We start from the raw sequence: 23015 nt of genomic DNA on the forward strand, positions 1-23015 counted from the left end.
CGCCGGGGACTACGGACCCGGCGGGGACCACACGACGCCGGGGACTACGGACCCGGCGGCGATAGCTCGGCGTCGACGAGGTAGCTGTCGAGGGCCACGCCCAGCCGGGCCGTGCGGAGATCCGCCCGGAGCCGGTGATACCGTGACTTGAAGGCCTCGACGTCCGCGGCGGGTGGGAGCGGCTCCACACCCGCGGCGACTGCCACCTCCTCGGGGTCGTCCTCACAGAGGACGCTGGTCAGTCGGGGCGGCCCGACACGCTCGCGGGCAGTCACGATCAGCACCGCACGGCACCGAGAGACACGGCTGTGGAGTCGATCGATCACCGCGTCGTCCGCCGGGTCGTCAAGCGCGTCGAGCAAGACGTCCTCCGCACGCATGACGTCCGAGATCGGACAGCCGCGCGGGACGATCTCCGACAGCGGAGGGGCGTCACCACGGAGACGACGCCGGACGATGCCCACAGCTGCGACACGGGTCGGTACCGCACCGACCGCGGCCAGCGCCCGCGACCCGACGCGTTCGACGAGCACGTCAGCGAGCCGTGCCACACGCTCGTCGTCGGTGAGCGAATGGACCGCCACGTCGCTCGTACCCGTTTCGTCGTCGAGCCGTCGTCCGATCTCCGACGTCATACTACACGATTGTTGGGGTGTGATTTATCAATTATCCAGAAAGTATTGGTACAATTGATACAATCGTAACAATCCGACTTATGCGCACTTTTTGCCGAACCGCTCGCCGCCCGGATTTCGCTTACGCGTTCCGCCACGTTCAAGCCGGACCGCTGCGAGCGTTGGGACATGACACGCGAAGTCTGGCTGAAAGCCGACAGCTCCGTCGGCGACTGGGACCGACGGCGAAAGCGGATCACGGCGGGCCTCGAATCGGGCGTCGACTGGGTACTCGTCGACGAGGGCGACATCGACAGAGTACGAGAACTGGGCGACGTCAACGTCGCTGCGTTCCGAACGGGTGGGGACGTCGACGTCATCGACGACGCAGAGGAACCGGAAGCGGACGCCGAGCCCGACGCCTGGGTTGTCGGCAAGGAGGGCGAGGGCGACGGAACGGTCGATCTCCCGACGGACTTCTCCGGATCCGCCGATCTGTCGACGCTCCGCCGAAACGACGACCGGGCACAGGGCGCGTACGTCCGCATCTTCGACGAGGACTATGAGGCGTTCGCCGAGGCCGCAGCCGAGGAGGCCGAGTACACGATCATCGTCAGCGAGAACTGGTCGATCATCCCGCTTGAGAACCTCATCGCCCGGATCGGCGACGAGACGACACTGATCGCGGGCGTCACGAGCGCCGAGGAAGCACAGACCGCCTACGAAACCCTCGAAATCGGAGCTGATGCCGTCCTGCTGGATAGCGATAACCCCGACGAAATCCGCTCGACCGTCGACGTCCGGGACGAGGCCGAACGCGAGACGCTCGATCTCACCACGGCCGAAGTGTTGACGATCGAACGTGCCGGGAGCGCCGATCGCGTCTGTGTCGACACCGGCTCACTGATGGAGCACGACGAGGGGATGCTGATCGGCTCGATGTCCCGCGGGCTCGTCTTCGTCCACGCGGAGACGGCCGAATCACCCTACGTCGCCTCCCGACCGTTCCGCGTCAACGCCGGGGCGGTCCACGCCTACATCCGGACGCCCGACGGCGGCACCAAATATCTCTCCGAGCTAAAGAGCGGGGACGAGGTGCAGGTCGTCGACACTGGCGGTAGCACCCGCGAGGCGGTGGTCGGTCGCGTCAAGATCGAACAGCGACCGATGTTCCGCGTCGAGGCCGAACTCGAGGATGGCGACCGGATCGAGACACTGATCCAGAACGCCGAGACGGTGAAAGTCGCGACGAGCGAAGGGCGCAAAGCCGTCACCGACCTCGAAGTCGGTGACAAGATCGTCCTCTACCACGAGGACACGGCTCGGCACTTCGGCGAAGCCGTCGAAGAGAAGATTATCGAAAAGTAATCAGGCGTTTTTTACGCTATCGGCATCGCCCGCCGGCTCCGCGTCGGCTGACGCCTCGGTTTCTGCGAGCTGGTCGAGTTCGGTCGTACACCAGTGACAGAACGTCAGATCCTCGTCGAGGTCCTTCCCGCAGTGTGGACAGGAGGCGGCGGCCTCGCCGTCCTCGCGCTGTGCCGCCGTGGGTCGGTCGACGTAGGCTGCCAGCACGTAGGCGTCGAGCATATTGAAAAAGACGATTGACGCGAGCGCGAGCGACTCCCCGAAGGAGAGCTGTTCGGCGACTGCCCGTGCCCCACCAAGCACCGAGTCGGCGGCCTCGAACGGCTCGTTCGGGATGATGAAGACGACGGCAGAAACGACCAGCCCGAACCAGAGGAGGGCACGCAGCCAGCGGCGGAGATACGCGTGTCCGAGACCGGGATAGACAAAGGCAAGCAGCACGGCGATCAGCGGACGTTTCCGGATCATGACCTTTGCTGCGAGTAGCTACCGTGGACTCATTAGACTGTCGAACGCGCGTCCGACCCCAGTTCGCCGACGAGTCGTCGCAGCGTCGCCAGATCGTACTGGCCGGGAGCAGTCGCATCGGCAGGGTCGACCGGCGCGTAGCCGATCCGCGATCCGTACAGCGGCGCGACGGCCCGGGAGTGGCGTCCGGCCTCGCCCATCGCCATCGTGGCGACGGTGCTGCCGGTCGCCGAAAGCGTCTGGGTCGCACCGAGCAGGTCGAGGACGTCCCGTGGCTTCTGGGCGGTGACGGCTAGCTTTCCGATGTCACCGTGGTCTGTCGCCCGGCGAAGGAGTTTGCGAAGGTCGGCCGACGAGGGCGTCCGATCGAAATCGTGGACCGAGGCGATGATCGAGACATCTGCCGCCCGTGCGTTCTCCGCGAGCGCTACACCTTCCGGCGTTTCGAGCGTCTGGAGCTCGACGTCGATCGCCTCGACCGACGACAGCTGTGCGGCCTCAGCGAGTGCGTCGAGACGCCCGGCTTCGGACGCTTCGCCACCCTCCCACTCCGCGCGGTTGGTCGCGATGACCGGCAACTCGCCGTCATACTCGTGTAGCTGGGGGAGTGGGTCGGCGGCGAGATCCATCCGGAACTCGATCGCGTCGGCATGCTCTCGGGCCGCTGGCTCGTCGTCGAGGCTCGCCGTCGCGGCGGCGAGTACGAACGTGTCGAAGTTCATATTCCCGGGGACGTGAGGGGAGATAAAAAAAGGCGCGTTACTCCGTACGATCTCCAAGAGCGGTAGCTCGTCAGGAGACGAGCGCGCGAAAACGGGTGCCCGATCAGGCGAGACCGAGGCTCTCCTCGGCTTCGAGGAGTTCGTGATAGCGGTTGCGGATCGTGACCTCGGAGATGTCCGCGACTTCGCTGACCGCAGCCTGCGTCGTCTTCTCGTTCGTGAGCAGCGCAGCGGCGTAGACTGCGGCGGCGGCGAGGCCGACCGGCGACTTGCCGCTGTGGACGCCTTTCTCCTTGGCGTTCTGCAGGAGCTTGCGGGCGCGGTGTTCGGACTCGTCGGAGAGGCCGAGTCCCGACGCGAAGCGGGGCACGTAGCTCTCGGGATCTGCGGGCTGGACTTCGAGACCGAGTTCGCGGACCACGTAGCGGTAGGTGCGAGCGACCTCGTTTTTCTCCACCCGGCTCACTTCGGCGATTTCATCGAGACTGCGGGGGACGCCAGCCTGTCGCGCGGCGGCGTACACACAGGCCGTCGAGACGCCCTCGATCGAACGTCCCGGGAGGAGGTCCTCGTTGAGCGCGCGGCGGTAGATGACGCTGGCGGTCTCGCGGACGTTGCTCGGCAGACCGAGGGCCGACGCCATCCGGTCGATCTCGCCGAGCGCCTGCTTGAGGTTGCGCTCCTTGCTGTCGCGGGTTCGGAACCGCTCGTTCCACTTGCGCAGGCGCTGCATCTTCTCGCGCTGGCGGGAGCCAAGCGAGTTGCCGTAGGCGTCCTTGTCACGCCAGTCGATGTTCGTCGACAGCCCCTTGTCGTGCATCGTGTTCGTCGTCGGTGCACCGACGCGGGACTTCTGGTTTTTCTCCTGGGCGTCGAACGCGCGCCACTCCGGCCCGCGGTCAACAGAGTCCTCCTCAACTACAAGCCCGCAGTCGTTGCAGACCGTTTCTCCGTGCTCCTCGTCGTTGATCAGCTGGCCGCTGCACTCGGGACAGGCGAGTCCCTCGTCTTCGGTTTCCTGTTCTTGCTCTACTGCTCTCGATCGGGTTCGCGTTCGGGTGTTTTGTTCTGTCATGGTGCGAAGGCGGCTGCTAACCGGGCAGGTAACCCTGGAAAAATCCCGGGTGATTCCTTTCGTAGGACTTGCGATCACTCCTATATAAGCTCTTTGGAATATGGACGCCATACTCGGTGGCGAGCCGTTATACGCCTCGAATAGCGACAGAAATCAAAACATTCTTGTTGATGAGTATCACGCAACCATCGCGTCGACAACCGTCTCGTCGTCCACGACGAGATTGTACGCGCCCTCATCGTCGTTCCAGAGTGCCAGCACAGACTCGAACGCCAGAAGATCGCCGTACTCGGCGTCGACCAGATCACTGTTGAGCGAGGTCTCACGCGTCAGGACGGCGTAGTGTTCGACTGACTCGCTGCCGTCACTGATCTTGAACAGTGGATTTCCGCCATCCGAGAGCGAGTGACTGAGTTTCAGCGCAACCAGATCGATCCGGTTCGAGACGTGGGCTTCCATGTCGGCCATCTTCGCCCATCGATCAGGATTGGGCGTCACGTCGAGACGGCGTTTCCCGTCAGTTCGGAGGATCGAGTGAGAGAACTGCACGTCGACGTTGACGAACTCTCCCTGGTGGTGGTCCGGTCCTGAGGCGGCATCTTCCAGTCGCCGCTGGAAGGTAGGGACTGCGAGATCGGGTTTGACGTCGAACGACCAGCCGCGGTCGGTCGGCGACTCGCCGGGCCAGAGTCTGACCGTCGGCGAGTAGACCGTCCCGCCGGGTCCCGTCGGATCGTCAGCGAGGGCGCGTTCGACCGCTCGCAGTTCGGTGCTCGTGTTCCGGTCCGCCGGCGCGAGCGCGACGAGCGAGCCATCGGGCGCGAGGGCGTCGAGATACCGCCGGGCAACCGCTCTCGGATCGTCCAGTTCGCTGAGGACGTTCCCGAAGAGGATCAGGTCGAACTCACCTGATGGGTCGAACTCCTCCGCACGCTCCCGGTGGATCTCCGTGTGGACGTTCCGGTCGGCTTCATCGAGTATCGCCGACAGCACGTCCGCTGCGTCGCTCGGCTCGACGGCGTGATACTCGACGAGCGCGTCGTCGGGCAGCAGATCACAGAGCCCCAGCGCGGGACCGCCGACGCCCGCCCCGACGTCGAGTACCCGCAGTTTGCGCGGAAGTAACCGTCGCTCAATCAGATCGGTAAGGGCGTACTGGACGACCGCGTAGTAGTCCGGCAGGTGGTAGATCGCGTAGGCCAGCGCCGCCTCGTAGTCGTACTCGACGGGGTGCTGGCGGTAGTAGGCGTCCTTGAGCTTCCGAATCCGCTCTCGAAGGGCGTTGCCGGACTCGCCATCCGGCCAGTCTATTCCGTACTCCGCGACGAGCAGTTCCTCCAGCACGGCCCCGTACTCGTCGGGGAACCGGTCGACCCGCTCCACGGCGGTCGCGACCGGCTTCTCCCCAACTGGCACGAAGGTTCCCTCGTCGGTCTCGACGAGACCGAGGTCGAACGCCTCCTCGCGAAGGGTCTGGCGCACGACCGCGGGATGTGGCTGGCTCTCGACGTACTCGTAGATCTCCTCGGGATCGATCGGTCGGACCTCCCTGAGATACTTCGCTGTATCCCGGATCGCCGTTCGTTCGTCGTTACTCATCTTCGGTCCTCCCGGCCTCCCGATAGAGTCGCTCGAACTCCTCGTCGTCCGCGTTCGCGATCCGTGCCGCCACCGCGGCGACGTCCTTGGCACCGTCGAAGGCCGACTGGATCTCGCTGTACACGGCCGGGTTGTTCCCGGTCATCTGCTCGACCAGCGCTTCTAGCCCACCCGAGATCGGCGTCTGGAACCGCTCGGGGACGTCCTCGGTCGCCAGCGCGTATGCGAGCACCGCCGCGTGTGCCCCGGATTGCACGTCGTTCATCGCCGCATCGTGTTCTTCCGGCGTCGTCTCGAACAACTCGTTGCCCACCATCGCGAGGCCCCCACGGAGCGTGTCGGTGACCGGTCCCGGACTGTCGGCAACGATGGCGACGTTGCCCGGCGCGTTCTCCGGCGCGAACAGTGGGTGGAAACTGACGCGTTCGAGATCGGGGGCGTGGGTTTCCATCGCGGCGACGGGGCCAGCCATCGCGCCCGTCACGTCAACGATCGCTTCGGTCGCCCGGTCGGCGTATTCGGCGATCACCGTTTCGGCAGCAGACATCGGCACGGCGATACAGACGACCTCGTACGTCTCGTCCGGCGCGGCGACCCGCCCGCCGACGGCGTCCGCTGCACTCGCTGCAGCGTCCCCGTCGATATCCGTAAAGACCGGCGTGGCGTCGACGCTCTCGCCGAACCACCGCCCCATCGCGCCCGCGCCGACGATCAGTACCTCCATCGACGCGAGATAGCAAGTCTCGCCTCAAAAGGGATTCGGAGTGCCGTTCCGAAGGGGTTTTAGCCGCTTCGGGGGATTACTTCGGATATGACTGCTCCCTGGGCCGAGTGGGACCACATCGTGAAGATCGACCCCGACAAGACGTTACCGGAGGGGGAAACGTACGAGGACGTGCTGGCAACCGGAACCGACGCCATCGAGATCGGCGGGACGACCGGGATGACGACCGACAAGATGGAACGCGTCATCGAGGCCTGTGCCGCTCACGACGTTCCGCTGTATCTCGAACCGAGCGCACCCGAAGTGGCCGTCAACGACGAGGCGCTCGACGGCTATCTCATCCCGACCGTCTTCAACACCGAGAACCCATTCTGGCTCGCGGGCGCGCACAAGGAGTGGACACGCATCGAGGACGAGCTCCCCTGGGATCGCATCACGACGGAGGCATACATCGTGATGAACCCCGACTCCGCGGTCGCAACGTACACCGAGGCTGACTGCGATCTGAGTGCCGAGGACGCCGCCGCCTACGCCACCGTCGCCGAGCGCCTGTTCGGCCAGGAGATCATCTACGTCGAGTACTCCGGCACACTCGGTGATCCGGAAATCGTCGGCGCGGCACACGACGCCCTCGACGAGGCCACCCTCTTTTACGGCGGCGGCGTCCACGACTACGACTCCGCATACGAACTCGGCCAGCACACAGACGTCGTCGTCGTCGGTGATCTGGTCCACGACGAAGGGGCAGAGGCAGTCGCCGAAACGGTCCGTGGCGCACAGGACGCCTGAGTTATCGATCGATATCGACCAGCGCAGCGACACAGCCCGCTGCCGCGACGACATGCGTGATCCCCAGCACGACCAGCCGTGGGATCGTTGCGCCCTCCAGCGTCGCAGCGAAATCGAGAGAGACAAAGGAGACGAGCAGAACCACCGCGGCGATAGCAAGGAAGGGGCGGTCCGGATCGGCAAGTCGCCAGTCTAGCAGGCTGTAGGTTATCGCCGCTCCGATTCCGGCGATCGTCGAGACGAGTACGACCGGTACGATGCTGAGCGGGCCGAACCAGCCGACAGTCAGGTACGCGAGTACGAGCACCGCGAGGTTGCCCGCGACCGCGAAACTGAGCGCAGGAACGGCTCGACCGATCACAGTTCGAACGCTACCACGTATTGTCATGCACAGCACTACACTGTTCGAAGTAATAAGCTTGTAACTTTGAAGTGTCAAAGTACTGGGGCTCTATTAACGGTTGTTACAATAGTTCGAAAACAAAAGTATTAGTGATCGGATATCGTTACGACGGCTATGAGCGGGAACAACGGTCCACCAGCCGATCACGAACCGCGGGGACGAACGACGAGCGAGGATATCAGGGCGCGACGCGAGTCGCTCTCCGAGGACGACCGGGCAGCGGTCGAGGAGACCGTCGCCGAGCTGCTCGACGTGCTCGGAAAAACCCACGCGATGGCGGTGCTCAGCGAGTTCGCCGTTGCCGAGGAGCCCCTGCGCTTTTCGGATCTCCAGTCGACACTGGATGTCCCGCCGAACACGCTCTCGACGCGGCTTTCCGAACTAACTGAGGCCGGGCTGCTCGTCCGGGAATCTCACGACGAAGTCCCTCCGAGAGTCGTCTACGAGCCGACCGAGAAGGCTGAGGGGCTGTTCCCCGCGTTTGGTTATCTCCACGAGTGGGCGATCGAGCAGGCTACCGACCGCTGACCGACAGCCTCAGCGCCACGGACCGAACGACTTCTCCATGACACGCACCGGCAACGGCACCGATTCTCCCTCGTACTCCTTCTGGATCGTCTCATCCCGGGTCGTCCGGTAGCCCTGCCGTTCGTAGAACGCAACCGCGTTGAGCGAGGACCACAGTTCGAGACGGTCGACGCCCTGACCAAGTGCGTACCCCTCCAGATGGGCGAGGATCGTTGAGCCGACGCCACGTCGTGCGTGATCGGGGTCGACGTACACCGCACGGATCTCCTCGCCCTCGGGAATAACGTGCCCGTAGCCCACCACTTCGCCGTCCCGTTCGGCAATGACCAGATGATGACTACTCTCTGTGACCGGGTAGGCATCGGTCCCGTCGTCCTTCGTCGCCCACGCCTCGACCTGCCGATCGGTGTAGCCGTTCGGTCCACGCTCACGGATCGCCTCGACGTGAAGCGAGCGGATCCGATCCATGTCTCGGCTGGTTGCGACCCGAATGCATGTCATGGCTGACCATTGTCTTTCCACAGGGAAAATCCCGCGCCGCCAGAAGCAGGTTCGGCGACGAGTTCAAAATACATATAGCACTAATTGATTTACTGCGGTGCACAGCCTCGGTCGCATCGCTGTCCATGCAGCCGTCGAAAATAGCTTCCTGAGCGTTCCCCGCGTCGAAATCGATCAGAGATGCCGCCCGACGGCGGTCATCCCGCCGTCGACGTCGAGCGTCGTTCCGGTGACAAAAGAAGCCTGATCAGATGCCAGAAAGGCGATTCCTTCGGCGAGTTCGCTCGGGTGAGCGTGGCGCTTGAGGATCGCCGGGCCATCCTCTCGTCGGGTCGTCGCGTCGGCGATGCGCTCGTAGGCCTCGTCGTCCTCCAGGTCACCGAGGTGGTAGTCGGTGATCGTCCAGCCCGGCGAGACGGCGTTGGCACGGATACCGTGGTCGGCGTGGTCGCAGGCTATATCGCGGGTTAGTGCCACGACCCCGGCCTTGGTCGCGTCGTAGAGTGACCACTCCTCGCGTCCGATGGTGGCGTTGGCCGACGCGACGTTGACGATCGCGCTCCCCTCATCAAGTTTCGGGATGGCGTGTTTACAACACCGTGCGATTCCCTGGAGGTTGATATCGACGATCTGGTCTATCGCCGCCTCCTCGGCCTCGGGTAACGGCCCTGCGTCGATCCGCGTTCCGACGTTGTTGACGAGGACGTCGAGGCCGCCCCATTCGTCTCCAATACGGCGGAACGCCGACTCGACCGCAGCGTCGTCGGTGACATCACATTCGATCGCGAGGTGTTCGTCCCCATCGAGCGTCGCGACCGTGCGGTCGGCCATCTGCGAGTCGACATCGATCACCGCAACGTCGGCGCCTTCGTCGGCGAGCAATTGTGCTGTCGCTTCACCGATACCGATCGCTCTGTCGGTGTGTGCGCCGCCGCCGGTGACGGCCACCCGTTTTCCCTCGAATCGCCTGGACATGTGCCCGGCTGCACGGCGAGCACACATAACGGTTGGTACACCGGTTAAACGGCCCGACCCAACCAGTTTGTTTCCGGGGCGACACGGTAGGATGGCACGAGGCAAGCGTACCGACGAGAACCGACGCAGTTTAAGGCTCGGCGGCAAAAATCGAGGGTATGGAAGACCGAACGTATACAGCGGACGCCGAACCAGGCGACACCGTCACCGTCGCCGGGTGGGCACACGAGCTCCGCGACCTCGGTGGCATCGCTTTCCTCATCGTGCGAGACACAAGCGGGAAGATTCAGGTCAAATTCGAGAAAGACGAGATGGACGACGACCTCGTCGAGACCGGCCTCAACATCGCCCGCGAGAGCGTCGTACAGGTGACCGGCGCGGTCGAAGAAGAGCCGCGCGCGCCGACCGACGTCGAGATCGTTCCGGAGGAGGTCGAGGTTATCGCCGGGGCCGACCCCGAACTGCCGCTCGATCCCTCGGGGAAGGTCGACGCCGACCTCTCGACGCGACTCGACAACCGGACGCTCGACGTCCGCAAGCCGGAAGTCAAGGCAATCTTCGAGATCCGTGCCGAGATCCTGCGGGCCGTCCGCGAGTACTTCCGCTCGGTCGGTGGGACCGAGATCAACACGCCGAAGATCGTGGCTACGGGCACCGAGGGCGGCACTGAGCTGTTCCCGGTCACCTACTTCGGGCAAGAGGCGTTCATGAACCAGTCGCCGCAGCTGTTCAAGCAGCTGATGGTCGGCTCTGGCCTCGAACGGGTCTTCGAGATCGGCCCGATCTTCCGCGCCGAGGAGCACAACACGCCACGACACCTCAACGAGGCGACGATGATCGACTTCGAATCCGCCTTCATCGACCACAATGAAGCGATGGACGTCTGTGAGGGCACACTGCACGCTGCCTATCAGGCCGTCGAGGAGAACTGTCAGGAGCAGCTCGATCTGCTGGGCTACGACGACTTCGCCGCGCCCGAGGAGGACTTCCCGCGACTCACCTACGAGGAAGCGATCGAGCGGATCAACGCAACGGGCGAACTCGACGAACAGCTCGTCTGGGGCGACGACCTCTCGACCGAGGCCGAGAAGGCACTGGGCGACGAGATCGGCGGTCACTACTTCATCACCGACTGGCCCAGCGAGATCAAGCCCTTCTACATCCAGGACTACGACGACGACCCCGAGCTCTCGAAGGGCTTCGACCTGATGCACCCGCGCATGGAGCTGGTTTCGGGCGGCCAGCGTGAACACCGTTTCGAGGCGCTTGAGGAAGGGTTCGAGCAGCAGGGTCTCGATCCCAGCCAGTTCGAGTACTACACCAAGATGTTCCGGTATGGCATGCCGCCCCACGCCGGATGGGCCTACGGCGTCGAGCGCGTCGTCATGACGATGCTCGATCTCGATAACATCCGGGAAGCCGTGTTGTTCCCGCGAGATCGACAACGGTTGAGTCCGTAGGACTCGCCGTTACTCGGCGAGCGGGAGCTCGATAGACGATCGTAGTGAGTCTATCGGCGTTCCCGCGAGGCAGGCAGCGTCTGTCGCCGTAGGCGACCGCCGACGGATAATCCCCTTTCTGAAGCGCAATCACTAAACGGGTGACGACCGTGAGTACCGTCAATGCGAGCAGAGCCGCAGGATTTCGGTCGGGTCCTGTCGTCGATGTGTACGACACCACACCCGGCAGCCCGTGAAGCGGCCGAGCAGTTTCTCGCCACGAACCCTGGCGATCCCGACACGTATCAAGCAGTCGCGGATCTGGAAGCCGAGGCGATCTCGCAACTGGCCGAGATCACCGGGCTCGTCAACCCACGCGGCTACGTCGCCAGCGGCGGGACAGAAGCCAACATTCAGGCCGTACGTGCGGCCAGAAACCTCGCGGCGACGCCGGAACCGAACGTCGTTGTCCCCGACAGCGGTCACTTCAGTTTTCAGAAGGCTGCTGGCGTACTCAACGTCGAGCTTCGTACTGCGCCAACGACCGACGAGTACCGGGTCGATCTCGACGCAGTCAGTGCGCTCGCGGACGAGGATACCGTTCTGATCGTTGGTGTCGCCGGAACGACCGAGTACGGACGGGTCGATCCGCTCGGCGAACTGAGCCGGATTGCACGGGACGTCGACGCCCTCTTTCACGTCGACGCGGCCTGGGGCGGCTTCGTTCTGCCGTTTACCGACTACGAGTGGCGCTTCGATCAGGTCCCGATCGATACGATGACGATCGATCCGCACAAGATGGGACAGGCTTCGGTACCCGCTGGCGGATTTCTCACATCGTCGTCGGACATCCTCGATGCGCTGGCGATCGACACCCCCTATCTCGAATCGACCGACCAGGCAACGTTGACGGGCACCCGAAGCGGGGCGGGTGTCGCCAGCGCTGTCGCCGCAATGGACGCGCTCTGGCCCGAGGGGTATCGAGAGCAGTACGATCAGTCGATGCGAAACGCCGAGTGGCTGGCCGACGCCTTCACGGAGCGCGGGTTCGACGCCGTATCACCGACGCTCCCGCTGTTGGCTGTCGACCTGCCGGACGGGCTCTTTGCCGGACTTCGCGAGCAAGGATGGCGGATCTCCCGGACAAGCGCGGGAGAACTGCGGATCGTCTGTATGCCCCATGTCACTCGCGAACAGTTGTCGGCGTTCATGACGGATCTCGATGCCCTGCGAGCACGACCTCGAACGAACTCCTGAGCACACAGTTCGTCGAGTCGAAATTCCGTATCCGTCGTGTAAACCCGACTAACAGTGGCTGAAACGAGACTTACCGACAGCTACGGCTTTGATATCCGAAGCCGTTTTTACAGGTAGGACTCCTCGATACCGGGGTCTCACATCATGAACATCGAGATACTCAACTATCCACGGACCGGTGACGAGACGGCGCGAACGATTATCCTCGGCGGGCTACTGGTACTGCTGTCGGTGCTCGTCGTTCCGACGATACTGCTCGTCGGATATCTCCTGCGGGTGCTTCGGAGTTCAGCGGCCGACGAGCCAGACCCACCCGTACTGGACGAGTGGTGGGAGCTGTTCGTCGACGGGCTCCGTGGGACAGTGGTCTCGGTCGTGTACGGCCTGATACCCCTGATTGGGGTTGTCATAGCGGTCGGCGGCGTCATCACGATCGGTGCTGATTTCGGTGCACTCGGCGCACTCGGCGTGCTGATCGGCGGCCTGCTATGGATCGGGCTCACTATCGCCGTCATATACGCGCTTCCGGCCGCACTGGCGAACGTCGCCGAGGAGGGGACGATCGGTTCGGGATTCGACTGGAAGACGCTGCGTCCAGCCCTCCGGAGCGAGGCATACGCCTCGGCGTGGCTGATCGGATTGCTGGTCGTCCTCGCTGGGGGAGCGATCGCTAGCCTGCTGAGTGCCGTTCCCGTACTTGGTACGATCGGCAGCGCCTTCGTGGTGTTTTACGCGCTGGTCGTCGCCTACCACGTCGTCGGTCGGGCGTGGGGCGACCACGCCGAAGCACTGCTGAGCGTCGACCCTGACGTCGGCGGGGAGCAGTCCGCGGTCTGATAATAATTTTATTGTATGGAGCTGATTGGGGACGGCATAAACTATATACTGAGATATCAAATCAATAGCGTATCCGTGAGACGACGCTCCGCGGAAGCTGACCGGTGAGTCACCTAACGTCGAATAGTGTAGTGCAATACTACAACGACTGTAGTTTGAGCAAACTTCGACCGGCGATGCTATGCTGACCGCGCATCATCCTGTGCGGCAAGGTCAAGATACGGCTGTAGTTGCTCAGCCGCCGGGAGGAGTTCGATCGTATCAGTATCGGCATCGTACTGGAGAACTCCTGCATCGGCGAGTTTCGGCAGGTGTCTGTGATAGAGTCCTGTTGCGATTCGCTGGTGGTGGCGCTCCTCCTCGACTGGCTCCCACACGGTCAGCGCGTCGGAGAGATCGGGGAGGCTGACCGTCCCGACCTGCTCGGAGATGTAGTAGAGGGCGTGTCGACGCCGTGTGACACTCAGCAGGTCGAAAATGACGTCCGCGGATAGCTCACTCCGGGCGGGTTTCTGCCTGTCGTCTCTGGTATCTGTATTCATGGCTCTGGACGTACACTCGTGAGTACGACTGCGGTTTCGTCTGAGTTGAAATAATGGTATGTACCCCTTGCGTACCCGTGGGGAGACAATACTTGCTAGCAGGTAGCGTGGAGTGGTCGGCTACTCCTCGCATATGATTTCGATACTCCAGTCCGGGACGCTGCCGGTTGGCGTCTCGATCCGCCAGTGGCCGGCAACATCTGCACCGTCTGCAAAGGATGTCAACAGCAGGTCAGTCAGTCGCGTCTCGAACTCGCTGGTCGCAGCGCCGTTTCGGTGGGTGGCCGCATCGTCGGTCGTCATGGTTGTCGGGAGAGCAGCGCGCCTGAAACGCAGGGTGCGTCGATGGCCCTCGTCGCTACTTCTCAGGGGTTTCAGGCCGGGAAGACGTATAACGGTATCGCGATACTGGAACGGGTCAGTCGGAAACCAGCGGGTTTTACTCCGGCAAGGTACGAGGAGGGTGTATGAGCAACGACGAGTTTCCGACGGACAGTCCTGCAGTGGTGACCTGCGGGCTGCCGTACGCCAACGGCGACCTGCATATCGGTCACCTGCGCGGGTATATCGGCGCTGACGCGTTCAACCGAAGTCTACAGACGCTGGGCCAGCAGTCGGCGTACGTCTGCGGATCGGACATGCACGGCACGCCGGTCGCGGTCAACGCCGAGAAGGAAGGTGTCGATCCCAAGACGTTCGCGCTGGAGTGGCACGAACAGTACGAGGAGACGTTTCCGAAGTTCAACGTCGATTTCGACAACTACGGCCACACCCACGACGAGACGAACACCGAGTTGACTCAGGAGATCGTCCAAACCCTCGACGAGAACGGTTACATCTACGAGAAAGAGATTCAGGTCGCGTACGATCCCGACGCCGACCAGTATCTCCCGGATCGATACGTCGTCGGGACCTGCCCCTACTGCGGCGAAAAGGCTCGCGGCGACGAGTGCGACGAGGGCTGTCAGCGCCACCTCGAACCGGGTGAGGTCGAGGACCCTCGAAGTTCGATCACCGACAACCCCGCGGAGTACCGCGAGCGCACCCACAAGTTCTTCGAGGTTTCCGAATTTGCCGACTACCTCACTGACTTTCTCGACACCCTGGAAGGGACGTCGAACGCACGCAACCAGCCGCGCCAGTGGATCGAGGACGGCCTGCAGGACTGGTGTATCACCCGAGACATGGACTGGGGGATCGACTATCCCGAAAACGGGGGGGCCGATAAAGACGACGGTGACGACCTGGTACTGTACGTCTGGGTGGATGCACCGATCGAGTATATCGCCTCCACCAAGCAGTACAGCGAACGCGTCGGCAGCGACGAGTACGATTGGGAACAGGTCTGGAGGGAAAATGGCGATATCGTCCACGTGATCGGCCGGGACATCATCCAGCACCACGCGATCTTCTGGCCGGCGATGCTCGAAGGAGCGGGCTACAACGCACCGCGCGGGATCGCCGCAACCGGCTTCATCACGATCAACGGAAAGGGCCTGTCGACGAGCCGGAACCGTGCAATCTGGGCCAAAGAATACCTCGACGAGGGGTTCCATCCCGACCTCCTGCGGTACTATCTGACGACGACCGGCGGCCTCCAGCAGGACGTCGACTTCTCGTGGGACGCCTTCCGGGAGAAGGTCAACGGCGAGCTTGTGGGCAACGTCGGGAACTTCCTCTACCGGAGTCTCCTGTTTGCGTACCGGAACTACGAGGGAACACCCGACGCGGACGTCTCCGCCGAGGTCGAAGAGCGCATCAAAGACGCCATCGAGGCGTTCCGGGCTGGCGTCAACGACTATTCGCTACGGGCGGTCGCCACCGCGACGCTCGAACTGACGAAGTTCGGCAACGAGTACATCCAGCGCAACGAGCCCTGGAACCTCGTCGACGACGATCCAGAAGAGGCTGCACAGGTCATCCGCGACTGCGTCCAGATCGCGAAGGCGACCGCCGTGCTGTTCGAGCCGATCGCCCCCGGCAAGGCCCAGCAAATCTGGGAACAGCTGGGAGAAGCGGGGACGGTCGCAGACGCAGAACTCGAGGACGCGCTCGCTTCCCCGCCCCGAGAATTCGACGAACCCGACGAACTGTTCGGCAAGATCGAGGACGACCGCGTCGCCGAACTCAACGAGAAACTCGACGAGCGTATCGGAGCAGCAACGGACGAGGTGGCGGACGACGAGGAAGACAACGACGACGCGAGCGAGGACGATGTCACCGATGTAAAGCCAGTCCTCGACGACCGGATCAGCTTCGAGGAATTCCAGGACCTCGACATGCGAGTCGGCCGGATCGAGAGCGCCGAGGGTATCGACGGCGCAGACGAGTTGCTCCGCCTCGAAGTAGACATCGGCGTCGAGACGCGCCAGATCGTTGCGGGTCTGAAACAGCTTCACGAGGTAGACGAGCTGCCAGGGACGACGGTGATCGTGATGGCAAACCTGGAGCAGGCCGAGTTATTCGGCGTCGAGAGCAACGGAATGGTGCTTGCAGCAGGCGAGCAGGCTGATCTGCTGACGACTCATGAAAACGCCAGGCCGGGAACAAAAGTGCAGTAGTCCGACGAGAGACTCGCTATGTTTTAGGGGAGACGCTCGAAACAGGGTATATGGGTCAACCGAGTTCCGCCCTTCCCACGTGGTGTGAGGGGGACAACTGGTGTCCGATGGAGTCGACGGCCGCGATCATCGGCAAGAAGTGGCACCCCGTCATCGTCCACACGTTACTGGAGAACGGGCCGCTCGGCTTCAATGCCCTGCAACGAAACCTGGGAAGCATCTCCTCGAAAGTCCTTTCGGAGAGCCTCGAAGACATGGAGGAAAAACACCTCCTCGAACGACGGGTTATCAGCGAGACGCCGTTCCGGGTCGAGTACGCGCTCACCGAGCACGGCGAATCGCTCGAGCCGGTGATCGATGCGATGACAGAGTGGGGCGAGGCGTATCTCGAAGAGGCCACAGAGCCCGCCGAATCGATCGTGTAGTCGCCGCTCTACGGGCGTGGTCGGAACGTAAAAGTGTGCGCCGCGCAGTTTCCCTTCTATGATCGATACGCTACTCGGACGCGCTGGCCTCAAAGAGCGTATTCACGAGCTAGAAGCCGAGCTAGCCGAGCTCGAAGAGGAACGCGACGGGCTGCGAGAGCAACTCGACGCCGCGGAGGAGCGGCGTGCCGACGCAGTCAGTGACCGGCAGGACGCGCAAGAACGGGTCAACCGGCTGGAGGACAAGGTAACACAGCTCGAAGATACGGTCGAACGACTCCGGGACGAGGACAGCGAGATCTCGTTTCGTTCGGTCGACGACGTGCAAGGGGGGCGTCTGGCTGGAGTACTCGATCGTCTGGAGAGCTTCGAGACGGACGAGGAAGGAGTCTTTACAGCGATGGTGGACCGCCATGCCTCAGCGACGACGCGGGATGCCTTCGGTGAGCGAACGGCGCTCGTCGAGCGCGCCAGCCCCTGTCTGGCGATCACCGACGACGAGGGGCTGCTGAGCGTCGCGTTGCGTCCCCCTGTTGCCCCCGAGCCGTTCGAGCGGTGGGGTGAGCGCGTCGAGATCGACCGCGAATGGTTCCGACCGACCGGCCGATACGCGGTGGCGCTCGTCCGGGCCGATCTGTTCGCACTCGGCGAGTACACGGGCGACGAGCAGCTATCGGCCAGCGGCTTCCGGACGGACGTGAAAGGCGATCACTCGAAGGGCGGCTACTCGCAGGCCCGCTTCGAGCGGCTCCGGGAAGAGCAGGTGCGTCGGCATCTGAACAAATGTCGAGAAAAGATCCAGGAACGGTCCGCAGATAGACTGTTCTTGCTCGGCGACGCCGAAGCGATCGACCGGCTAGAGGCGGACGTCGACCCCGCTGCAACGGGGACGGTGGACGCATCCGGCAAGCCCAAGCCAGCCCTGAAGAACGCAGTTCAGGAGTTTTTCACGGTCCGAATGTACACGCTGTGACATCGGGTGTCGGAGCGTACGCTGAATATTCAACAATGACCGCTGTCAGTCGTCCGTTCCGGACGACATGGTACCGGCCGCCGTCTCGGCCACGGTCACCGCCGCCGCGTTCTCGGCGACGTCGTGCACGCGAACGATATCTACACCGCGCTCGGTCGCAAGCGTCGTTCCGGCGATCGTCGACGGCAGGCGCTCGTCGGCGTCTTGGCCGGACAGCGCGAACATCGACTTGTGCGAATGGCCGACCATGATCGGACAACCAAGCGCGGCGAGTTCGTCACACCGGTCCAGTAGCTCGAAGCTTTCCGCCGAACTTTTTCCGAAGCCCAGTCCGGGATCGACAACGATCTGCTCGCGGTCGAGCCCTGCTTTCTCGGCGAGCAGGACGCGTTCTGCGAGCTGGTCGATCACGTCCTCGACGACGTCGTCGTACTCGATTTCGGTGTCGGGATCGACCGGCGCGTCAACGCTGTGCATGACGACGAGGGCAGCGTCGTGCTCGGCGGCGACAAAGCGCATCTCTGGATCTTCGAGGCCGGACACGTCGTTGATAATGTCCGCACCCGCCTCGACGGCGGCCCGGGCAACCTCGGCTTTGCGGGTGTCCACGGAGATCATCGCATCCAGGTCGGCGATTGCCTCTATCACCGGGACGACGCGATCTATCTCCTCGTCGACGCTCACCGGCTCGGCACCGGGACGTGTGCTCTCGCCGCCCACGTCGAGGATCGCCGCGCCGTTTGCGACCATCCGCTCGGCGCGCTCGCGGGCCTCGGCGACGGCGTTGTACTCGCCCCCATCGTGAAAGCTATCCGGCGTGATGTTGAGGATGCCCATCACGGCGGTCCCGTCGTCCCACGGGTAGCCGGAGTCGGGCTCGGCCGTACGGATCCCCAGAGTCTCGCGGATCTCCTCGCCGACGACCGAGAGGCCGTAGGGCTGTCCGTCGAGTTTGTCCACGAGCCGGTTGAACTGGGCCATCGTCGCCATCATCACGACGTCGATGATAACGTCGTCCTGATCGTTCAGCCCGGAAAGGGCACACTCGCCGCCGAGGCTGAGCAGTTCCTCCTTGAGATACTGGGCCTGTCGCTTCTGTACGCGGGTTTTGAGCACGCGGTGGACTCCTTTGCCGCGCATCCGCCAGACGCCCGGATCGGTGACGTGGGCGTCCGAGAGGACCGCGCGGGCATCGTTTATCTCCTCGACTCGTTTTGGCACCTGCAAGCGCGTCCATCGCGTCCGGGCCTCGGCGACTGTAAAGAGCGAGCCAGTAACGAGCACGCAGTCGTCGGCGTCGGCCTCGCGCAGCGCTCGCGAGAGCGCGCCCTCGACGGAGTTGTTCGTGACGACCTCCTCGGCCCCGCTGGCCTCGAACACACGCGCAAGTACGGCCTCGTCCTCGGCACGGTCCAGATCGGGCTGACACGCCACGACGCGATCGGCAGTGGGGAGCGTGTCGGCCATAGCGCGGTGGTCCTTGTCGTGCATCGCACCGAAGACGAGATGGAGGTCGTCGTACTCGAACTCCGTCAGGACCTCCGCGATCCGCTCGCAGGCACCAGGGTTGTGTGCGCCGTCCAGCACGGTCAGGGGCTCCTGCTCCACGACCTCGAACCGGCCGGGCCAGTGCGAGCGCCGGAGGCCGGTCTCGATCGTGGTTTCGGCGAGGTCGCCCCCCTGCTCGTCGATGACGTGCCGGGCGAGCGTCGCCGCGATGGCCGCGTTCTCGGACTGGTGGGCACCCAGTGTCGGGAGCCGCGTGTCGACTGACCAGTCCGGCCCCTCGATTCCGATTGCGGCTTCGGTGTGATTCGTCCGGCCACCGTAGGTCGGTACGACATCGCCGCCCGCGCCGACGGTGACGACCTCACCAGCAATCGAGCGGACCGCGTCGAGCGCTACACCGTCGACGCCCGTGACCAGTGGCGCATCGGCGGGTGCGACGTGTGCTTTGTCCTGTGCGATCTCCTCGATTGTATCGCCGAGGACGCCGGTGTGTTCCAGCGTGACGGAGGTGACTGCGCTGGCGACCGGATCGACGACGCTCGTGGCATCTTTCTTGCCGCCGATGCCGACCTCCAGCACGACGACGTCGACGCCCTCGCGGGCGAACTGCCAGAGCGCCATCGCCGTCGTCGCCTCGAAGAAAGTGGGAGAGATCCCCTCAGCACCTCGGTCGCGGACGTGCCCCTCGACGTGCTCGACGAACTCGCAGACGGCCGCTTTCGGGATCTTGCGCCCGTCGACGCGAATGCGTTCGCGCAGGTCCTCCAGATGTGGCGACGTAAAGAGTCCGACGGTGAGACCGGCCTCCCGGAGGATCGACTCCGTCATTCGGGCCGTGCTGCCCTTGCCGTTCGAGCCAGCGACCTGCACGCAGTCGAGATCGTCGTGTGGGTCGTCCAGTGCGGCGAGCAGATCCGCGGTCGACTCGATCCCTGGGCGTGGACCGAACCGACGCAGATCGTAGAGGAAGTTCGCCGCGTCGTGGAACTTCATACGAAACACGTCCCGTGCCGTGCGCTTTAGACTGTCGGATGGCGCTACTCGATCCGGGCGTACACGACGTAGTACGCGATTACGAGCACGATCAGCAGGAGGGCAAAGGCCGTCGCGGCGACGAGCGCGTCGTCGGTAGTCGCGAAGTCGTCGAGCCGGAAGCTGATGATCTCCCGGGCCACGGCGATGATTGCCGCACCGATGACCGTGCGGACGACCGGTCCGTCACGGACGTACGCCAGCAGCGTTCGGTGGACCTCGACGATGATCAACAACAGCAACACGGTATCGAGCAACCGGACCAGCGCGACCGGTTCGGTGAACTGGCCCGTCACGAACAACTCGTACAGGCCGATCAGGATGTCGAAAACGCCGACCAGAAACAGAATCAACAGGACGTAAGCGGTCGCGAGGACCAGCCAGTCCATCGCCGTCTGGCTCGGAGCAGAAAGCTGTCGCAACCGGTTTCCCATACACGTGGAATGACCTGTCGGGTAAAAAAACGAATCCCTGACGAGCCCGTTCGTCCGGGTGCGTTCCTCCTTGCCAGCCACTCTCCGGCCCGACGCCCGACCCACATCTCGAATTCTGAACGGTTGAACAGGAGGGACTCGCGGGTTTTATATTTGAGGAAAGACGATATCCGCGCGCTATGGGAAAAACACTAACAGAGAAGATCCTCGATGATCACCTCGTCGAAGGCGAGCTGACGCCCGGCGAGGAGATCGGTATCGAGATCGATCAGGTTCTCACTCAGGATACTACCGGGACGATGGTCTGGCTGCAGTTCGAGGCGATGGGCCTGGAGGAGGTCCAGACCGAGATTGCCGCCCAGTACTGTGACCACCAGACCTATCAGTTCGACTTCAAGAATACGGACGACCACCGCTTCCTGCGCTCTGCAGCCGGTACTTTTGGGGCACACTTCTCCCGCCCCGGCAACGGTATCTGCCACAACGTCCACCGCGAGAACTTCGCGGCCCCCGGCAAGACGATGCTGGGTTCGGACTCTCACACCCCGACGCCCGGCGGGCTCGGCGAGCTTGCCATCGGTGCAGGTGGGATCGACGTCACCGTCGCGATGGGTGGCGCACCGTACTACATCGAGATGCCGGAAGTCGTCAGCGTTCGACTCGAGGGTGAACTCCCCGAGTGGGCAACCGCGAAAGACGTCATCCTCGAGCTGCTCCGACGTCTCTCCGTGAAGGGTGGCGTCGGAAAGATCCTCGAGTACACCGGTCCGGGCGTCGAGACGCTCACCGCTCCCGAGCGCATGACGATCACCAACATGGGCACGGAGCTCGGTGCGACCTCCTCGATCTTCCCGACCGACGAGCAGACGAAAGACTACCTCGAACGCGTTGGCCGCGGCGAGGAGTACGTTGAGCTCCAGCCCGACGACGACGCCGAGTATCACGACGAGATTGTCGTCGATCTCTCTGATCTGGAACCGCTCATCGCACAGCCCTCGATGCCCGACAACGTCGTGCCCGTCAGCGAGGCCGCTGGCGAGGACGTCGAGCAGGTCATCGTCGGCTCCTGTACGAACGGCGGCTACGAGGACATCCTCCCCGTCGCGAAGATGCTGGAAGGCCGCGAGGTCTCTATGGAGACCGAGACCATCGTTGCACCCGGCTCCAAGCAGGCCTCCGAGATGCTCGCCCGGGAGGGATGGGTCGCCGAGATGATGGCGGCTGGCGTCAACTTCTCCGAGTCGACCTGTGGTGCCTGTATCGGTATCGGTCACGTGCCGGCGAGCGACTCCGTGTCGCTGCGGACCTTCAACCGCAACTTCGAGGGGCGTTCGGGTATCGAAGACGACAACGTCTACCTCTGTTCGCCCGAGGTCGCCGCCGCCGCGGCGCTCAAAGGCGAGATCGTCGATCCGCGTGAACTCGAGGACGAGGGCATCGAGGCACCAGGCGTCGAACTGCCCGATCAGTACGACGGCTCCAAGACGGACCTCATCGCACCCGACGAGGCCGTCGACGACGAGCTCATCAAGGGCCCCAACATCGGCGACGTGCCGCTGAAGGACGAACTCGACAGCGACCTCGCGGGTGAGGCGCTGCTCAAGATGGACGACAACATCACGACCGACCACATCATTCCTGCGACCCAGGACATCCTGATGTACCGGTCGAACATCGACAAGCTCTCCGAGTTCACCCTCTCGCGTGTCGACGATACCTTCGCACAGCGAGCGGCCGACGCCGACGGCGGCTTCCTCGTCGCCGGCGAGAACTACGGGCAGGGCTCCTCGCGCGAACACGCCGCCATGTGCCCGATGTATCTGGGCATCGACGGCGTGCTCGCACAGAGCTTCGCACGGATCCACCGCGCGAACCTGTTTAACTTCGGGCTCGTTCCGCTGATCATCGACGAAGACACCTACGAGAAGATCAACCAGGGCGACGACATCGAGATCGTCGACGACGTCCGCGAGGGCGTCGAGAGCGGACAGGAGGAGTTCACCGTCCGCGTCAACGACGACTGGGAAGCGACCGCACAGCTCAAAGCCTCCCGGCGCGAGCGCGACATGCTCTCGCTGGGCGGCAAGCTCCCGTGGACGAAACAGCAAGCCGAAGGCGGCGACAGTCCCGCTCCCGCGGACGACTGAATCGATATTCGGAACAGATTTTTTTGCTGTCGACGCACGAGCGGCGTGTCTGTTGATTGTCAAATCACTGATGGCCAGCCGTCCGAGCGCTCT

At 63.5% G+C, this 23015-nt stretch carries 23 protein-coding genes; 10 read left to right on the plus strand and 13 right to left on the minus strand.

Annotated elements, in window-relative coordinates; translation table 11 throughout:
- Positions 1-44 precede the first annotated feature (44 nt).
- Complete coding sequence (locus tag AArcS_RS13070; protein WP_238477861.1) at positions 45-635, minus strand: hypothetical protein; 591 nt, start codon at positions 633-635, stop codon at positions 45-47.
- Between the two features lie 168 nt (positions 636-803).
- Between AArcS_RS13070 and AArcS_RS13075 the strand changes: the two genes are divergently transcribed.
- Positions 804-1982, plus strand: a complete 1179-nt coding sequence (locus AArcS_RS13075; protein ID WP_238477862.1) for a 3-dehydroquinate synthase II — start codon at positions 804-806, stop codon at positions 1980-1982.
- Here the strand turns inward: AArcS_RS13075 and AArcS_RS13080 are convergent, their stop codons facing one another.
- The 5 genes from AArcS_RS13080 to AArcS_RS13100 form a co-directional block, all read right to left on the minus strand.
- Complete coding sequence (locus AArcS_RS13080) at positions 1983-2450, minus strand: DUF6677 family protein (protein WP_238477863.1); 468 nt, start codon at positions 2448-2450, stop codon at positions 1983-1985. It lies immediately after the preceding gene.
- Positions 2451-2482: 32 nt separating this feature from the next.
- Positions 2483-3172: a type I 3-dehydroquinate dehydratase gene (locus tag AArcS_RS13085; protein ID WP_238477864.1), complete on the minus strand. Its 690-nt coding sequence runs from the start codon at positions 3170-3172 to the stop codon at positions 2483-2485.
- 103 nt (positions 3173-3275) lie between these two features.
- Entirely contained in the window at positions 3276-4247 is a 972-nt protein-coding gene (locus AArcS_RS13090) for a transcription initiation factor IIB (RefSeq protein ID WP_238477865.1), read from the minus strand.
- A 177-nt stretch (positions 4248-4424) separates the two neighbouring features.
- On the minus strand, positions 4425-5846 hold the full coding sequence (locus tag AArcS_RS13095) for a small ribosomal subunit Rsm22 family protein (protein ID WP_238477866.1): 1422 nt from the start codon (positions 5844-5846) through the stop codon (positions 4425-4427).
- On the minus strand, positions 5839-6570 hold the full coding sequence (locus AArcS_RS13100) for a prephenate dehydrogenase/arogenate dehydrogenase family protein (RefSeq protein ID WP_238477867.1): 732 nt from the start codon (positions 6568-6570) through the stop codon (positions 5839-5841). Before AArcS_RS13100 ends, AArcS_RS13095 begins: the two co-directional genes overlap by 8 nt.
- Before the next feature lie 87 nt (positions 6571-6657).
- Here AArcS_RS13100 and AArcS_RS13105 point away from each other — a divergent pair, with 87 nt between their 5' ends.
- Positions 6658-7359 carry a phosphoglycerol geranylgeranyltransferase gene (locus AArcS_RS13105; protein ID WP_238477868.1) on the plus strand — a complete coding sequence of 234 codons (702 nt, stop codon included), beginning with the start codon at positions 6658-6660 and terminating at the stop codon, positions 7357-7359.
- Between the two features lies 1 nt (position 7360).
- Here the strand turns inward: AArcS_RS13105 and AArcS_RS13110 are convergent, their stop codons facing one another.
- Positions 7361-7747 (minus strand): hypothetical protein, encoded by a 387-nt coding sequence (locus tag AArcS_RS13110; RefSeq protein ID WP_238477869.1) that lies wholly within the window; start codon positions 7745-7747, stop codon positions 7361-7363.
- A 129-nt stretch (positions 7748-7876) separates the two neighbouring features.
- Between AArcS_RS13110 and AArcS_RS13115 the strand changes: the two genes are divergently transcribed.
- Positions 7877-8290 (plus strand): winged helix-turn-helix transcriptional regulator, encoded by a 414-nt coding sequence (locus tag AArcS_RS13115; RefSeq protein WP_238477870.1) that lies wholly within the window; start codon positions 7877-7879, stop codon positions 8288-8290.
- A gap of 9 nt (positions 8291-8299) precedes the next feature.
- Here the strand turns inward: AArcS_RS13115 and AArcS_RS13120 are convergent, their stop codons facing one another.
- Positions 8300-8791 (minus strand): GNAT family N-acetyltransferase, encoded by a 492-nt coding sequence (locus AArcS_RS13120; RefSeq protein ID WP_238477871.1) that lies wholly within the window; start codon positions 8789-8791, stop codon positions 8300-8302.
- A 174-nt stretch (positions 8792-8965) separates the two neighbouring features.
- Positions 8966-9766 (minus strand): SDR family NAD(P)-dependent oxidoreductase, encoded by an 801-nt coding sequence (locus AArcS_RS13125; protein WP_238477872.1) that lies wholly within the window; start codon positions 9764-9766, stop codon positions 8966-8968.
- A gap of 158 nt (positions 9767-9924) precedes the next feature.
- Here AArcS_RS13125 and aspS point away from each other — a divergent pair, with 158 nt between their 5' ends.
- The 3 genes from aspS to AArcS_RS13140 all read left to right on the plus strand — a co-directional run bounded on the left by aspS (position 9925) and on the right by AArcS_RS13140 (position 13299).
- Positions 9925-11226 carry an aspartate--tRNA(Asn) ligase gene (gene aspS / locus AArcS_RS13130; protein ID WP_238477873.1) on the plus strand — a complete coding sequence of 434 codons (1302 nt, stop codon included), beginning with the start codon at positions 9925-9927 and terminating at the stop codon, positions 11224-11226.
- 162 nt (positions 11227-11388) lie between these two features.
- The gene (gene mfnA, locus AArcS_RS13135) at positions 11389-12462 is read left to right on the plus strand and encodes a tyrosine decarboxylase MfnA (RefSeq protein WP_238477874.1); all 1074 of its coding nucleotides are present in this window, start codon (positions 11389-11391) and stop codon (positions 12460-12462) included.
- A 144-nt stretch (positions 12463-12606) separates the two neighbouring features.
- Positions 12607-13299 (plus strand): DUF4013 domain-containing protein, encoded by a 693-nt coding sequence (locus AArcS_RS13140; protein WP_238477875.1) that lies wholly within the window; start codon positions 12607-12609, stop codon positions 13297-13299.
- 179 nt (positions 13300-13478) lie between these two features.
- On the opposite strand, the gene AArcS_RS13145 is transcribed toward AArcS_RS13140, so the two are convergent.
- A complete protein-coding gene (locus AArcS_RS13145; protein ID WP_238477876.1) occupies positions 13479-13841 on the minus strand; it encodes a DUF7344 domain-containing protein in 363 nt (120 codons plus the stop codon).
- 120 nt (positions 13842-13961) lie between these two features.
- Positions 13962-14144, minus strand: a complete 183-nt coding sequence (locus AArcS_RS13150) for a hypothetical protein (protein ID WP_238477877.1) — start codon at positions 14142-14144, stop codon at positions 13962-13964.
- 164 nt (positions 14145-14308) lie between these two features.
- Between AArcS_RS13150 and metG the strand changes: the two genes are divergently transcribed.
- The 3 genes from metG to AArcS_RS13165 are packed head-to-tail and all read left to right on the plus strand — an operon-like array spanning position 14309 to position 17800.
- Positions 14309-16402 carry a methionine--tRNA ligase gene (gene metG, locus AArcS_RS13155; protein WP_238477878.1) on the plus strand — a complete coding sequence of 698 codons (2094 nt, stop codon included), beginning with the start codon at positions 14309-14311 and terminating at the stop codon, positions 16400-16402.
- A 50-nt stretch (positions 16403-16452) separates the two neighbouring features.
- Positions 16453-16827: a winged helix-turn-helix transcriptional regulator gene (locus tag AArcS_RS13160; protein ID WP_238477879.1), complete on the plus strand. Its 375-nt coding sequence runs from the start codon at positions 16453-16455 to the stop codon at positions 16825-16827.
- 58 nt (positions 16828-16885) lie between these two features.
- On the plus strand, positions 16886-17800 hold the full coding sequence (locus tag AArcS_RS13165; protein WP_238477880.1) for a Vms1/Ankzf1 family peptidyl-tRNA hydrolase: 915 nt from the start codon (positions 16886-16888) through the stop codon (positions 17798-17800).
- 45 nt (positions 17801-17845) lie between these two features.
- On the opposite strand, the gene folP is transcribed toward AArcS_RS13165, so the two are convergent.
- Both folP and AArcS_RS13175 read right to left on the minus strand, forming a co-directional pair.
- Positions 17846-20302 (minus strand): dihydropteroate synthase, encoded by a 2457-nt coding sequence (gene folP / locus AArcS_RS13170; RefSeq protein ID WP_238477881.1) that lies wholly within the window; start codon positions 20300-20302, stop codon positions 17846-17848.
- A 44-nt stretch (positions 20303-20346) separates the two neighbouring features.
- Positions 20347-20775, minus strand: a complete 429-nt coding sequence (locus tag AArcS_RS13175; RefSeq protein ID WP_238477882.1) for a phosphate-starvation-inducible PsiE family protein — start codon at positions 20773-20775, stop codon at positions 20347-20349.
- A 179-nt stretch (positions 20776-20954) separates the two neighbouring features.
- Between AArcS_RS13175 and AArcS_RS13180 the strand changes: the two genes are divergently transcribed.
- Complete coding sequence (locus AArcS_RS13180) at positions 20955-22922, plus strand: aconitate hydratase (protein WP_238477883.1); 1968 nt, start codon at positions 20955-20957, stop codon at positions 22920-22922.
- Positions 22923-23015: the final 93 nt, after the last annotated feature.

Origin of the sequence: Natranaeroarchaeum sulfidigenes, from assembly GCF_017094485.1 — an archaeon.
Lineage (GTDB): Archaea > Halobacteriota > Halobacteria > Halobacteriales > Natronoarchaeaceae > Natranaeroarchaeum > Natranaeroarchaeum sulfidigenes.

Bases quoted from the DNA above. Each gene is read 5' to 3' on its own strand.
- AArcS_RS13070 (WP_238477861.1), bottom strand. From the start codon at position 635: ATGACGTCGGAGATCGGACGACGGCTCGACGACGAAACGGGTACGAGC.
- AArcS_RS13075 (WP_238477862.1), top strand. From the start codon at position 804: ATGACACGCGAAGTCTGGCTGAAAGCCGACAGCTCCGTCGGCGACTGG.
- AArcS_RS13080 (WP_238477863.1), bottom strand. From the start codon at position 2,450: ATGATCCGGAAACGTCCGCTGATCGCCGTGCTGCTTGCCTTTGTCTAT.
- AArcS_RS13085 (WP_238477864.1), bottom strand. From the start codon at position 3,172: ATGAACTTCGACACGTTCGTACTCGCCGCCGCGACGGCGAGCCTCGAC.
- AArcS_RS13090 (WP_238477865.1), bottom strand. From the start codon at position 4,247: ATGACAGAACAAAACACCCGAACGCGAACCCGATCGAGAGCAGTAGAG.
- AArcS_RS13095 (WP_238477866.1), bottom strand. From the start codon at position 5,846: ATGAGTAACGACGAACGAACGGCGATCCGGGATACAGCGAAGTATCTC.
- AArcS_RS13100 (WP_238477867.1), bottom strand. From the start codon at position 6,570: ATGGAGGTACTGATCGTCGGCGCGGGCGCGATGGGGCGGTGGTTCGGC.
- AArcS_RS13105 (WP_238477868.1), top strand. From the start codon at position 6,658: ATGACTGCTCCCTGGGCCGAGTGGGACCACATCGTGAAGATCGACCCC.
- AArcS_RS13110 (WP_238477869.1), bottom strand. From the start codon at position 7,747: ATGACAATACGTGGTAGCGTTCGAACTGTGATCGGTCGAGCCGTTCCT.
- AArcS_RS13115 (WP_238477870.1), top strand. From the start codon at position 7,877: ATGAGCGGGAACAACGGTCCACCAGCCGATCACGAACCGCGGGGACGA.
- AArcS_RS13120 (WP_238477871.1), bottom strand. From the start codon at position 8,791: ATGACATGCATTCGGGTCGCAACCAGCCGAGACATGGATCGGATCCGC.
- AArcS_RS13125 (WP_238477872.1), bottom strand. From the start codon at position 9,766: ATGTCCAGGCGATTCGAGGGAAAACGGGTGGCCGTCACCGGCGGCGGC.
- aspS (WP_238477873.1), top strand. From the start codon at position 9,925: ATGGAAGACCGAACGTATACAGCGGACGCCGAACCAGGCGACACCGTC.
- mfnA (WP_238477874.1), top strand. From the start codon at position 11,389: ATGCGAGCAGAGCCGCAGGATTTCGGTCGGGTCCTGTCGTCGATGTGT.
- AArcS_RS13140 (WP_238477875.1), top strand. From the start codon at position 12,607: ATGAACATCGAGATACTCAACTATCCACGGACCGGTGACGAGACGGCG.
- AArcS_RS13145 (WP_238477876.1), bottom strand. From the start codon at position 13,841: ATGAATACAGATACCAGAGACGACAGGCAGAAACCCGCCCGGAGTGAG.
- AArcS_RS13150 (WP_238477877.1), bottom strand. From the start codon at position 14,144: ATGACGACCGACGATGCGGCCACCCACCGAAACGGCGCTGCGACCAGC.
- metG (WP_238477878.1), top strand. From the start codon at position 14,309: ATGAGCAACGACGAGTTTCCGACGGACAGTCCTGCAGTGGTGACCTGC.
- AArcS_RS13160 (WP_238477879.1), top strand. From the start codon at position 16,453: ATGGGTCAACCGAGTTCCGCCCTTCCCACGTGGTGTGAGGGGGACAAC.
- AArcS_RS13165 (WP_238477880.1), top strand. From the start codon at position 16,886: ATGATCGATACGCTACTCGGACGCGCTGGCCTCAAAGAGCGTATTCAC.
- folP (WP_238477881.1), bottom strand. From the start codon at position 20,302: ATGAAGTTCCACGACGCGGCGAACTTCCTCTACGATCTGCGTCGGTTC.
- AArcS_RS13175 (WP_238477882.1), bottom strand. From the start codon at position 20,775: ATGGGAAACCGGTTGCGACAGCTTTCTGCTCCGAGCCAGACGGCGATG.
- AArcS_RS13180 (WP_238477883.1), top strand. From the start codon at position 20,955: ATGGGAAAAACACTAACAGAGAAGATCCTCGATGATCACCTCGTCGAA.